This window comes from Myroides odoratimimus (assembly GCF_004337635.1).
GTDB classification, from domain to species: domain Bacteria; phylum Bacteroidota; class Bacteroidia; order Flavobacteriales; family Flavobacteriaceae; genus Flavobacterium; species Flavobacterium odoratimimum.
The window spans coordinates 3,161,951-3,174,365 of the sequence record NZ_CP037427.1 but is presented as its reverse complement, the minus strand read 5'-3'; the positions used below and the strand labels follow the sequence as shown (position 1 = coordinate 3,174,365).

11 protein-coding genes are annotated in these 12,415 nt (G+C 33.4%); 7 read left to right on the top strand and 4 right to left on the bottom strand.

Annotation, left to right across the window (positions count from 1 at the left end; translation table 11 throughout):
* Positions 1-47 precede the first annotated feature (47 nt).
* Positions 48-1,622, top strand: coding sequence for an IS66 family transposase (gene tnpC, locus E0Z07_RS14295; RefSeq protein ID WP_058699129.1), 1,575 nt, complete (start codon positions 48-50; stop codon positions 1,620-1,622).
* On the opposite strand, the gene E0Z07_RS14290 is transcribed toward tnpC, so the two are convergent.
* Both E0Z07_RS14290 and E0Z07_RS14285 read right to left on the bottom strand, forming a co-directional pair.
* Positions 1,586-2,296 carry a DDE-type integrase/transposase/recombinase gene (locus E0Z07_RS14290; RefSeq protein ID WP_262711050.1) on the bottom strand — a complete coding sequence of 237 codons (711 nt, stop codon included), beginning with the start codon at positions 2,294-2,296 and terminating at the stop codon, positions 1,586-1,588. The two genes, tnpC and E0Z07_RS14290, sit on opposite strands and share 37 nt — an antisense overlap.
* Before the next feature lie 50 nt (positions 2,297-2,346).
* A complete protein-coding gene (locus E0Z07_RS14285) occupies positions 2,347-2,661 on the bottom strand; it encodes a transposase (protein ID WP_016361605.1) in 315 nt (104 codons plus the stop codon).
* Between the two features lie 133 nt (positions 2,662-2,794).
* On the opposite strand from E0Z07_RS14285, the gene E0Z07_RS14280 reads away from it, so the two are divergent.
* Positions 2,795-3,196, top strand: coding sequence for a hypothetical protein (locus E0Z07_RS14280; RefSeq protein ID WP_233445984.1), 402 nt, complete (start codon positions 2,795-2,797; stop codon positions 3,194-3,196).
* A 181-nt stretch (positions 3,197-3,377) separates the two neighbouring features.
* Here E0Z07_RS14280 and E0Z07_RS14275 read toward each other — a convergent pair whose 3' ends face one another.
* A complete protein-coding gene (locus E0Z07_RS14275) occupies positions 3,378-4,394 on the bottom strand; it encodes a PTS transporter subunit IIC (RefSeq protein WP_006260128.1) in 1,017 nt (338 codons plus the stop codon).
* Between the two features lie 253 nt (positions 4,395-4,647).
* Between E0Z07_RS14275 and E0Z07_RS14270 the strand changes: the two genes are divergently transcribed.
* Both E0Z07_RS14270 and E0Z07_RS14265 read left to right on the top strand, forming a co-directional pair.
* Positions 4,648-5,865 (top strand): hypothetical protein, encoded by a 1,218-nt coding sequence (locus E0Z07_RS14270; protein WP_006260130.1) that lies wholly within the window; start codon positions 4,648-4,650, stop codon positions 5,863-5,865.
* A complete protein-coding gene (locus E0Z07_RS14265) occupies positions 5,862-7,661 on the top strand; it encodes a WG repeat-containing protein (protein ID WP_131540865.1) in 1,800 nt (599 codons plus the stop codon). Before E0Z07_RS14270 ends, E0Z07_RS14265 begins: the two co-directional genes overlap by 4 nt.
* Positions 7,662-7,749: 88 nt before the next feature.
* Here E0Z07_RS14265 and E0Z07_RS14260 read toward each other — a convergent pair whose 3' ends face one another.
* Positions 7,750-8,277 (bottom strand): hypothetical protein, encoded by a 528-nt coding sequence (locus E0Z07_RS14260; protein WP_006260134.1) that lies wholly within the window; start codon positions 8,275-8,277, stop codon positions 7,750-7,752.
* Positions 8,278-8,761: 484 nt separating this feature from the next.
* Between E0Z07_RS14260 and E0Z07_RS14255 the strand changes: the two genes are divergently transcribed.
* The 3 genes from E0Z07_RS14255 to E0Z07_RS14245 all read left to right on the top strand — a co-directional run bounded on the left by E0Z07_RS14255 (position 8,762) and on the right by E0Z07_RS14245 (position 12,408).
* Positions 8,762-9,091 carry a hypothetical protein gene (locus tag E0Z07_RS14255; protein WP_131540864.1) on the top strand — a complete coding sequence of 110 codons (330 nt, stop codon included), beginning with the start codon at positions 8,762-8,764 and terminating at the stop codon, positions 9,089-9,091.
* Between the two features lie 426 nt (positions 9,092-9,517).
* Positions 9,518-10,414 carry a hypothetical protein gene (locus tag E0Z07_RS14250; RefSeq protein ID WP_131540863.1) on the top strand — a complete coding sequence of 299 codons (897 nt, stop codon included), beginning with the start codon at positions 9,518-9,520 and terminating at the stop codon, positions 10,412-10,414.
* Positions 10,415-10,419: 5 nt separating this feature from the next.
* Positions 10,420-12,408 (top strand): TonB-dependent receptor domain-containing protein, encoded by a 1,989-nt coding sequence (locus E0Z07_RS14245; protein WP_006261307.1) that lies wholly within the window; start codon positions 10,420-10,422, stop codon positions 12,406-12,408.
* Positions 12,409-12,415 lie beyond the last annotated feature (7 nt).

Here is a 12,415-nt window from a genome sequence, read left to right as displayed (position 1 = left end):
CAGGTTAAAACCTTGTATATTCTGGGCTTTTGACGTATTTTTACTTCATGGAAATAGACTTAGAAAACTTATCGAAAGAACAACTTTTGGCGCTTATAAAAAAGCAGTCTAAGACTATTTCCAAACAAGACAAAATAAATACTAAGTTAGAGCAAAAGACATCTAAGTTAGAGCAAAAGACATCTCAGCTAGAACAAGAAAAGCAAGAACTCCAACGCTTAGTAGATCTTTTACGACGCATGCAATTTGGACAAAAACGCGAGCGTTTCGAAGACCCTAATCAAACACAGTTACCTTTAGAGGTTCAGCAAGCAGTCCTGGAAGAACAAGAAGAAGTAATCAAACAAGAGATCACTTATTCTCGTCAGAAGAAAAAACATCCAGGAAGAGCTAAACTACCCGATCATTTACCTGTAGAAGAAATAGAAATCTACCCAGAGGGAGATTTATCTGATAAGATTTGCATTGGTAAAGAAACTACAGATGTCTTAGATTATGTTCCAGGTTACTTTAAAATAAAACGTTACATCCGATATAAATACGCCACGAAAGACAAAGACAATACGCAAATCAGTATTGCACTGCTTCCAGAGCGAATTATAGATAAAGGAATACCTTCTGAAGGATTATTATCTACAATACTTGTTGACAAATACGTAGATCACCTTCCGCTATATAGACAGAAGCAACGCTTTTCAAGAGAAAATATCGATATAGCTTCTTCTACTATAGATGGCTGGGCAGCTCAATGTATGGATGCTTTAAAACCACTATATGAAAAGCTTCTGCTGGACATCAAAAATGAAGGATATCTTCAAGTTGATGAAACCACCATCAAAGTCTTAGATGAGAAAAAGAAAGATAAATCTCATCTTGGGTATTATTGGGTGTATCACGCACCTATATCCAAACTCGTAATGTTCAATTACAGTCCCACACGTAGTGGTAGCGCTGCACTACCTGTATTAGAAAACTTCAAAGGATATCTGCAAACCGATGGTTATAGCGGATACAAAGCCTATGGAGCTAAGTCTGGTGTAGTTCATCTGGGCTGTTGGGCACACGCTCGTCGTGAGTTTGAAAGAGCTCTTGACAATGATAAGACAAAAGCACAGCATGTACTTGTAGAAATACAAAAACTATATGCTGTAGAAAGAAAAGCAAAAGAACAAAACTTAACCCCAGAGCAAATTAAAGAACTTCGATTAGAACAAAGCTTACCAATCATCAATGAACTGGGTAAATATATGTTTGTTCAAATGAAACTCGTACTTCCTAAAAGTCAAATAGGTAAAGCTTTTGCTTACTCACAAACTAGATGGGATAATCTTAGTGCGTACTTATATGATGGAAACTTACAGATAGACAATAATCTCATTGAAAATGTAATTAGACCAGTAGCTATTGGACGTAAAAACTATCTCTTTGCAGGATCACACGATGCAGCTCAAAGGGCGGCTATGGCGTATACGTTTTTTGCTAACTGCAAAAAGCACGATATTAATCCATACCAATGGCTTAAATATGTTCTAGAAAATATTCAATCTATCAACCACAAGAACATTACAGATTTATATCCTCATAACTATAAAACATTAAACTCAAACGTTGTAGAAGAATAATTATATCTCACAAGATGTACTTGCTCGGGTGCATACTCTATGTGGGCATTTTCCTCTGGTGTTGCTACGTGTGTAAATTCTTGTGATACACCTACTAAGGAAAGATATTCTCTTACATTCTTGGCAATAAATTGACTACCATTATCCGATCTAATAACCACATTTTTAGGGTAATCTAACTCTTCAAAAAGCCCTGACAATAATTCTATTACCTGCTTCTGCTTAATATTAAAGCTGAAGTAGTCTTTTAATATTCTACGACTGTGTACATCAATTACAGAAAGTAAATAAGCATTTTTACCTTTTTGTGGTATCCATACCATCTTAATGTCCATTTCAATACACTCTAAGGGTCTTGTAGTCTTTACTTTACGATGCTTAACGTACTTCTTATTCGAATGATCTCTAGTTATACGAGTTTGTAAAAGTTTGGCGCTTTTCATGATACGAAATACTTTTTTATGGTTAATAGTGTACCCTTCGCGTTTAAGATACTCGCTCATCATACGGTAACCACAATCCATAAAATCACCCTTTAAAAGCTCTTTAATTGACTCTACAACAGTTTGTTCGTTAACCCAACCTTGGGTTTTATGATAGGTTAATAAAGTAGCTTTATTACCTTTTGACTTGCCAGAACCCTTGAAGTAGTACGTGCTTTCACTTAAGCCAATCCAATGTATTAGTTTAGCTTTACTTTTTTGATATTTACTATAAAAGTAATCTACCAGATCTTTTTTGGATCGGATGTCCCAAACTTTTTTTTTAACAGTTCACGTTGAACTTCTAATTCTATTTCTTTATCACTTAGTAGTTTACGAAGAATCTTATTCTCTTGCTCTGCTTTTTTAAGTTCTTTTGATTTGTCAGAAACAGCAGGTCTTAATCCTGATTCTCCTTGAGAATCGAATTTCTTCTTCCATGAGTAGAAAGTACCTGTACTTAAACTGTGTTTACGACAAGTTTCTATTGCCCCATTTTCTTCTGCTTCTTGTAAAATTGATAGCTTCTCAGATAAGCTCCATTTCTTGTATTTCATAAGTCCAAAGTTATGTAATTAATTTACTAATTTCACTCCAGCTTATTTAGGGGCTAAAATAGGAGGTAATTTCTATTTTAATAAGAATCTCTTTAAGAACCATTGGAGTTTTTCGTTTAGTATGTCTTTAGAGATGTATAAAGTTAGAGGAGAGTATAATAATATTCCAGTAAAAATTGACAATACAAACTTTTATTTCAACATTAAAAACAACCTGTTTTTTGACAAGAAAAAGAACACTGTTTTAACCTTAACTTACGGTTATGACAATGGCTTCGAGGATATATTCGGTAAAGTGAATGCTCAACACTCTCTTAACCTTGATTTAGGAAGATCGTTTAATGATTTTTACGTAAGTATCGGAGCGTATGACTTATTGAAGCCAGATACTAATATGAGGTTTAGTAATTCTGCTTATAGCTTTAATAAAAAGCAAGAATATTTTAAGAGCTATTTTATAAGTATGAGATATACATTAGGAAATAAGAGAATAAAGAATGTAATTTCAAAAGAACAAAATGAACGATTAAATTAATAATAGAAGATAGTCTAGGTATTTATTAATTTATATTGAGACTTGAGATAATATGATATTTATACGAAAGAAGCTGCTTCAATAGATCTATTGAAGCAGCTTCTTTATATATTTACTTTCCTACACAAAATAGAGTAGAGGTAGATGGTATTCTCCTTGTGTATAGTACATTATTCTTAGATTAAAATATTTTCATATCACCATCTTTTATCCACTGTTTCTTTTTCATGATATAGTAGATTAGGTATGACAAAATCATAGGTAATATAATCTGTAAACCTAGTATAGCCAATATAATATAGGAAGTAGAGTAGGCTTCTTTCATCGCATTAAAGGTTCCTATCTGACCGACTAATCCACAGCTTCCCATACCTGATTCTAATGCCGTATTTTGCATATCAAAGAACAAAATAGCTATTGGACCTAAAATAGCAGAGGCTAAGGTTGGTGGAATCCATATCTTCCAATTCTTATAAATATTAGGGACTTGTAACATACTAGTACCGATACCCTGTGCTAGTACTCCCTTTAGCCCATTATCTTTATAACTGATAGTCGCAAAACCTATCATTTGAGCACAACAACCTATGGTCGCTGCTCCTGCTGCCAGCCCATCTAGTTGTAACATCAGGCATAAAGCTGCTGAAGATATCGGTAAGGTTAGAACCATACCCACTACCACAGCGATAACTATACCCATGATTAGAGGATTAGCCTCTGTAGAAAAGATGATAACCTGTCCAATCCATTGCATCAACTGATTAACACTAGGGCCAATCCATTGTGCTAAAGCTACTCCTACTAAAACTGTGACTATTGGTGTTATCACTATATCTATCCTTGTTTCACCTGCTACGGCTTTCCCGATTTCTACCGCAATAATAGTTGCGATAAACACACCTAATGGACCTCCTAATTGATACGCTGCTACACCTACCACTGCAGATGAGAATAACACTAGTTGTGGCGCTCTTAAGCTATAGGCAATGGCTAGTGCGATTACAGGGCCTGTCGCCTGGTTCGCAAATGGCCAAACGACCTCCTTTAAAAACGAAATACCAAATTCTTCTCCTATCGTCTTTAGAATAGTTCCTACTAGTAGAGTAGCGAATAACCCGTAGGCCATAGCCCCCATAGCATCGATAAAGTATCGCTTGCTTGAAATCTGTATGTCTTTTCTTTGAAGAAATTGTTTCATTAAGTATTTAATTTAATAAAGCACCTATTATAAGGTACTATAATCGATGCGAAAGTATTAATAATTATAGTAGTAATGTTAATGTTATTCTTAAATTAGTGTCTTCATTAACAAATTAAAGAAATGAATATTTTCAATACTTCTATTAAATCAATATTATTGCTATTCATCTTCCTTTTTCCTTCTTTTATAATGGCTCAGTCACCCGTTATACTAGATAAGATTACAACATTGGATAGTTATAAGAAACTGTATGAAACGAATACTTTTTGATCATAAGAATAGGTATTTTAAGTCTAATGATAAAGGGCAGTGGAATAATATACCTCTAGAGGATGTATATTTTTATGAAGATCATCTGATGTGTTCTATTGATACTTCAGTTAAAAATACAACTACTAAATTAATCGACTATTTAGAAAAAACATACCCAAATAACTTAACAGTGGATGAAAGCTATAATGAGCTTATTTATGAGGTTGCTACTCGTGGCTTTACTATTGAGTTTACTGTAAAAGCAAAAACGAAAGCTGAAGTAACTGAGGATACCAAAGGAAGAATACAAATCAATTTCTCAAAAGTATTTGATAATCCTATTGCTAATTTGTCAGATGAATTAATGATAAATAAAGAAGGGCTTATTTGTCTATTGCAAGTAGAGTGTTATAATGTTGTTCCTGCTGTTTTTGCAGATGGTATTCCTATATTATCTAAAAATAAGAAAGATAGGTATTCACATTATGAAACGGTTACTCTTAATAAATATATCCTCAATCCAGAGGCATCTATTGATTTGTCTTTCATTATTACGCCTGGTATAGATGATAAAGGTAATATCATGACTAAGATTCCCAAAAAATCTTATGCTAAAATGGTTCTTGAATATGTAAATGCTAAGGGGGATATTATAAAAACAGTTGATGTGTTTAATAATGAAGCTTATGTTACAGATACGATTGTGAGTGATGATGGAACAAGGTATTCTCATTATCTTGGTACAGAAGACTATACAAAGAAAGACATTCGATTTAATCATCAACTCACAGCCCCTGTTGATTATAAACTAACAGGGTGGTCTAAGGGAAAAGATCTTCGTAAAGAAAAGAATTTAGAAGAACGAATAAAACAGTTCTATGCAGCGTACGCAGCCCTGATATTAGATAAGAATCTTAATCAGATTACCCAACTAGTATATGATTCTTTCTTAGAGAAATATACGTATAACTATAATAGTACTGAACAAAAATCCTATCAAGACTATGAAGATTTAGAACATCTAGTAGAAAAGCCTTTTAAGGTTGTAACCGCACAACAAACCAAACTGCACATAAGTAATGATGGAAAATTAGCTTACTTAGAAGCGCTAGATAAAACTTCGTATTTAAAAGCAGTTGGTCTAAGTTATATAGAGAATATATCCTTTATGTTCTACATAGATCAGAATACAGACGAATTAAAAATTATCCGATGAAAACATACCTAAATATATGTATACTTTTTTTGATTACGCAGGTAACAACAGCACAAGTTGATATAAAAAAGTATAACGCTACTACTACTAATCAAGAGTATATTGATTTACTTAAAAGTGATTTAGAAGACCTTAATCGGTTTGTAAGATTATTTAGCAAAAGCAATGATAAACCAAGTAAACCTACTGTAGTCGCTCCCTTAAAACTAGCTTTTAATCAACAGGAGTATGATGCTAATATCGATCTATTAATCCAGGCTAATATTCAGTTTATAGATTTTATAGCAGAAGACGTTGTTACAATACAACTTATAAAAGACCCTGCGATCTATAGGTCTCTAGATGATATCAAGGCTCCTGTCTATGTAGAAAAGGTGTATTATCACGATGGTACAACACAGAATATGGAGGTGAAGAAGGATGTGAATACACATTTCACTACTGAGCTAGGACTTACTAAGGCTGTAGATAAGATAGATATTAGGATTCCTTTTTCTACCATGAAAAAACTAGATAGTATCGTACTTCCTGCTGCAGTTCATCAAAAAGTGAAATATGATGGAGTAGATATAGAGGTAGTGGAAGTATCAGATAAAAGTGTACTGCTTAAGACTTCCTCTAATCAATTAGAGTTTGATGATATTCAAGCAATCTTAAAAGATAAAAGACGTGTAAAGAGCTATAGATTTCAACGATCTGGTATACATCCAGATCAGTTTGATCTTTTTTTACAGCTATGTATAAAGAAAATTGGAGAGATTCTAGTACTTTCTGAAGAGAATATCAATATGGAACATTCTCAATTCAAAAAGGATATAGGAGCTAAAATGGACGCATTAGAGAAGCAATTATCAACTGATTATAAAAAATCAGAGCAGGTTACTTATCTATATTATGAGTTTGGAGAGCCTATAGATAAAATAGTTCTTTATAAGGGGAGTGAAACTTATCAAAGAGATATAACCATGACATTGAATAATAATATGCCTAGTGCTCGCTTTATAGTCTATAAAGATGATAAAACATTGATATACAATAAAGATCTAAAATTAGTAACAGAATTTTCAGGGACTTATACTTTTATTAATGATTGTTATTTTAGAACAAACAGACAATACTTTTATTTGAATGACAAATTAGAGATGCAACCCCTTACTTATTATAAAGTGGAGAACTTAGTCAATAATTTTATAGCCATAAAAGAGGATGATGAATCTCCATGGGAATTAGTAGATCCAACGAATAAAAAGATCATGAAGGTAGATAACTATGAGATGAATAATAAGTATAATTTTACTTTAATCGAATCGAATGCTTCATATTATCTACTAAATAAGAACACCCTAGCACCACAGAAAATCGCTAACGTAGATAAAGTTAGCACTGCTGAAAAAGGATATTTCGTTGTAGAGAAGAATAATAAATTTGGTTTTATGAATACAGAAGGAAAGATTGTTATACCTATTCAGTATGATGATGTACATGCTTTTGACGATATGACTGATTTATTGCCAAGTGATTTATTATTTGCTGTCAAGCAGAATGAGAAGTGGGGCTTTGTAGATATACATAATAAGACTGTTATTCCATTTATGTATGATGATGTTAAAGGACCTTTTTCTTATGGAATAGCGCCTGTATACTTAAATGATGCTTTAGGTTTAATTAATTTAAAAAATGAGAAAGTATCTAAGTTTGTGAATAGAAGTTACTCTTCATCAAGTAATTTTGGTAAGAGAATGATGGGCTTAAGTGACGGTACTTATAATTATAAAGGAGAGAAAGAAAAGAAATAAGGGACAATATATACCTCCATAAGTTATTATAGACACCCCTCCATAGATTTCTATCAATGGAGGGGTGTCTGTTTAGTGTAATGTGGTTTTATATATTATCTCTTAATTTTCGCCATTCTTTCCATAATGCTAAGTAAGTATCTTTTTCTAGATTATTAGTTGGAAGCTTTTTAGGACTACTGTTTTTATAGAAGTTTTCGATTTCATCTACGAAAGTATAGACTATCTTTTGGTATTCATTTTTATCTATTATAGCTTCCGTTCCATTTTCAGATATATGCCTTACTTTATGATGTGGTAGATGTTCTATAGTCCAATCTATTCCAGTAGGACATCCCCCTATAACAAGGCGTTCCTGTTCATCAAAATACATTAAAAAACCACAGCATGGTATCAGCTGGCTATCATGATTAGACTCATTTAGGTCTTCGGTTAGACTTCTTAATAGATAAAGAGCAGTAGCAGAGACAGTAACCCCTTGGGTAAGGTCGTTAGATATTACTTCATCTCCAATCTTAAGGAATACATCTCCATGTGCACATAGATCAGACTCATCATCTATATTGTTTAACCAATGAAGGTTAGAGACTTTTATGTTAAATGGTGTGTCTATCATATTTATAATATATTAAATAAGGTAATATAGTTTAGTGATAAGTTAGTACTAATATTAAAAGGTTTTCTATTGCTTTGCTTGAGGATTGCTAGGGGTATTCTTGCAGGTTTCTTCGACAAAACAGCCTTCTAGGCAAGGAAACCCCAAGGAAACTGCAAGCAAACTCCTAGAAAGTGCAAGGAAAATAGATTATTAACCTCTTATAGCTATAGTAGACTAAATTATCACAAGAATCTATTTAACTTCAAATATATCTAATTTTATTCTGTTTTAATTAGAATCGAGATGGTATTCAGTTCATTTATATTTTGGATATCTATGCAGTAGGTGAAATAGAAGCATACCTTATTCCTCCGAAAATAGGGGACTTCTATTTACATTTTTAGGCTATTGATTTACATAAACAATCCTAGATTTTGTAGATTGAAAAAATAGTCTGAATTTTGTACTCGTGAAATTTGCAATCGTCATATTATCCCTATTCATGTTATTCAAACCAGTACTTCCGGTTGTTGAATATGTGGTGCTATATGATTATATCAAGGATGAACTTTGTGTGAACAGAGATAAGCCAGAGTTAGAATGTAATGGAATGTGTCATCTATCTAAAGAGATGGCTAATGCTTCTGATACAGGTAAAGATAAAAACAAAAGCAATTTTGCTTCAGCAGAAATACAGCTGGTTTATTTTCAAGATATTGTAAATAACACATCTATTCATTTATTTAAGAATTATACGTTTAAGGCGTTCTTTAGCCTTGATAGTGTATATACTTATACTTTCAACGATTTCCTTTTTAGACCTCCTGTCTAATAAACTATTGACTTTTAGTAGATTATTTGTTTCTATATCTAACGTGATTGTTGGTCTAGATAGTAAGTAATCATATCCCGTTTCATGTATAGTGGATCAGATATTGGTATAGTACACTGATCTGTATACGCCAGTATAATCAGTTGTATCTTTTGTAGTATGTACTGCATGGTGCTAAGTGATTTTATAGGAGAGTTTCTATATCTACTTAGAAATACGCTGTCTATATCTCTATGATGGCAAGCATCTACTATATGCTTTTGGGGTAAAATAAGTAAAATAGTTTAACCGATGATATTGTCAATACACTTGATGATGTCCTTAATGCTGTACACTGATTTTGGATTAAAAGATCAAGTGTATGATTCGATCTATAAAAGAGAATCATACAGATTCGCCTAGTCATGTACACACTTTTATGTAACAATGAGAATCTTAACGTGGATAGTAGTACTGTTTCTGTTTACTACAGCTTGTACTATTGATAAAACAGATTATGAATCAGAAAGTAATATTACGAATCCTGAGCATAATGAATTTAAGGAAGTGGTCTCAATCCAAAAAGACAACTATACAATAAGCCTAGAAGCCCTTAATGGACATCTGTACAAAGGGTATAATGAAGTAAGATTGAAAATCACTGATGTAACTACAAAGCAAGTCGTAGAGAATGCAAAAGTAACATTCTTACCTATCTATACTACTGCAGAAGGGAAGATAGAGTCATGCCCTAATCTATATGATCTGGTGTATGATAAAGGAGAGAAAGTCTATAAAGGTTTTTCTGTTTTTACGCAAGAGAATACTCAAGGAGACTGGAAAGTGGAGATTACATTTAAGGATAAGAATCAAAGTGTAACAGCGAGTCAGCTTGTTTTCGTTGAAAAGCAAAACAATAAGAATCTGAATATGACTTCTTTTAGAGGGATTGACAAGGAGGATTATATTATAGCATTAGTAGCACCTATAAAACCAAAGGTAGCAGAAAATGAACTTGTAGCCGGGATATATAAACTTAATGCTGAAAACAGTAGTTTAAAAGATGCTTATACGGTAGTTGATAATTATACCTTATTACTAGATCCTAGAATGCCTGAGCCTTCGATGGGAAATCACTCTTCTCCTAATAATAAAGATCTAGTACAACGTGAGGATAAGTTCTATTATGGTGTAGTGAACTATACAATGACAGGTAACTGGACATTGAACTTTATTATGCTAAACCAACATGGTCGTATTCTAAAGGGAACTACTGTACCTAGTGACTTTACACCAGGTGTAGAAGGCAAGAAAAGTGAACTACATATAGATACTTTATTTTAATTATTATGAAACCTTTTATTACCATATTAATCTTAGGGGTTACAACAGCGAGTGTAGCACAAGATAATAAAGGCCTACAAGATAGTATACCTACTGTATTAGACGAAATCTCTATGCTAGTTCAAGCAAAGAAGAGAATAGAGACAGAGATGAAAATGGCTGTGTCTGTCGATGAGTTTTTGGCTTCTTCAGAACAAATAAGTTTTATCAAAAGAGGGGCTTATGCATGGGAGCCTATGCTGAATAATATGAGTACAGAACGCTCTACCTTGACTATTGATGGGATGCATATTTTTGGTGCATGTACAGATAAGATGGACCCTGTTACTTCTTATGTAGAGAGTAATAATCTATCTACTATAGATATTAAATCTGGTCAAGAAGGAGGAATGCACGGAGCTACTGTGGCTGGGAGTATTGATCTTAAACGAAAAACTACAGCCTTTGGGATAGGACAGGTATGGACAGGTGCTTATCAAAGTGGTTTTGAGTTTAATAATAAACAGTTCTTTAATCTAGGTAATGTCTCGTTCTCAAGTGAAAAACTAGCTGGTGACGCTAGTATTGCTTATCGGGAAGCTAGTAATTATAAAGATGGAAATAACGATGAAGTAAAGCACTCACAGTACAAAAAATTTAATACAGCTTTAGGATTGGCTTATAAGACAGGTGGTTTATCTTCATTGCGAGCAGATGTTATTTTTGACGTTGCTAAAGATGTTGGTTTCCCTGCTTTACCAATGGACTTATGGCTTTCTCGTGCATTGATTACTTCTGTATCCTATAAACAGCTATTTGAGGACAAATTTATACGTGTTTGGGATACCAAGGCTTATTTTAATGCGATAGAGCATTATATGGATGATACTACACGTCCAGAGAATTTGGTGCATATGGATATGCCAGGCTGGAGTACTACTTACGGGTTACTGTCTAAAGCAAACTTTAAAAGTGGAAAGTATTCTTCTGAATTACAATTGAACGCTTATAATAATCTCTCGATTGCAGAAATGCGTATGTACCCACAGGATCGCTCTAAACAAACAATGTTTGCGTATAGTTGGCCATGGGTAACGACGACTTATGCAGGGGTATCATTGAATAATACGATAGAGTTCTCTGATGATCATAGACTGAATTTCGGAGGGTCAGCAGGAATAAACTATAATTACTCAAAGTATATAGAGTTTAACTGGATTTTTCATCCAGGAAGCCCACAAGAGAAGACAAGGTTCTTACCAAGTCTACACACTAGTTATGAAATGGATATTAATCGATTTAATTTCTCTGTTGGTGTAGGATATGGGCATAGAGCGCCTTCTGTGTCGGAAGCTTATGGATATTATATCTACAATAGTTATGATCGCTATGATTACATCGGAAATCCTAATTTAAAAAATGAGATTTCTAATGAGTTAAATGCAAGCGTTGGGTATAAAGGAGATAAGTTCTCACTACAAGCTAAGGTAAATTACTTCTATATCAAGAATTATGTTATCGGAAGAATATTGAGCTTAGGTAGTCCGATGAATTATCAATCAGTTGGGGTAAAAGGATATACCTCTTTAGACTATGCTACGCTGTTTAACTTCGCTCTTAATGCAGACTATCATATTATGGATGATTTGCATTGGAAAGGTGGTGTGACGTATGCTAGAGGTCAAGATAACGAGAAGGGAAACTTGCCTTTCATTAGACCATTTAGTTATCAGACGTCTTTACACTATCTATTCAGAGATTTTAGTATACAGACTTCTATCAATGGTGATGCGAAACAACGAGATTTTAGTCCAGAATACGGAGAGAGTTTGACTCCATCATACACGATTTGGAATGCTTCAGTTGATTACACTTTTTATATCAAAAACTTTAAAACAGTGTTTCAAGTAGGAGCAGAGAATTTACTTAATGAGTACTATAGTACTTATGCAGATTGGGGTAATATCCCTAGGATGGGACGTAATGTATTCACGTCTCTAAAAATAAACTTTTAAAAATAAA